The 748-nt window shown below is 64.2% G+C and carries 1 protein-coding gene; it reads left to right on the top strand.

Annotated elements, in window-relative coordinates:
* On the top strand, positions 1 to 421 hold a 421-nt coding region (locus JCM25414_RS15290), incomplete at its 5' end, for an energy transducer TonB (protein ID WP_025842209.1).
* Positions 422 to 748 lie beyond the last annotated feature (327 nt).

The following is a 748-nucleotide window of genomic DNA, read 5'->3' as shown; positions in this document are numbered from 1 at the left end:
GCCGAAGATCCAGATTCAGCCGCCGCCGCAGAAGCATGTGATCAAGCAGGTAACGCATGAGAAGCCGCCGGCACCCGTGCCGCCTGCGAATAATGCGCCGCCGGCACCCGCAGCGCCTCCCGGCCCACCGGTGCCTGACCACTCCGCTGGTGCAGCGCCGATCAACGGGGCTCGTCCTGTCTTCCCTGAGGAGATGCTGGAAGAAAACCGTGAGGGTAGCGTAACGGTTGCCTGCGATATCGGCACGGATGGTCGCACCTCGAACTGCCAGGTGACCAATTCGACGGGCGGACACGCCTTCGTCGAGGCTGCCATGGAGTTCCTCCGCAAGGCCCGTTACCAGCCCGCCGTTACCAACGGTCAGGCCGTGGTCGAGCATCATCATACCCTGCACATCAACTTCACCCTGGGTGATGAGTGAGTGCGGCGCGGTCGGGAGCGATGCCTGACCGCACACAATAGAGTGAAGGGAGCAGCCCTCAGGGGCGCTTCCTGATGGGCAGGGGGGCAGGCAGCCTCCGTGCCCCGACAAAGTGATAAACCAAGCCGCGCCCATGCCAGATTGGGTCGGCACTGCCAGAGTCCTTCTTGAAGGGGCTCTTTTACAGAGGATTTGGAGTTAATGACGAGACTGTTCCGCCTTCCCGCTCTCGCCGCCCCGGCCCTGGCAGTCACGCTTGCCGTGGCGCAAGGTGTGGTCGTGCCGGCCGTTGCTCTTGCTCAGGACGCACCGGCTGCCCAGCCGCTC

The organism is Asaia platycodi JCM 25414, from assembly GCF_000614545.1.
Classification (GTDB): Bacteria; Pseudomonadota; Alphaproteobacteria; order Acetobacterales; family Acetobacteraceae; genus Asaia; species Asaia platycodi.
This window is presented reverse-complemented; position numbering and strand designations above follow the sequence as displayed.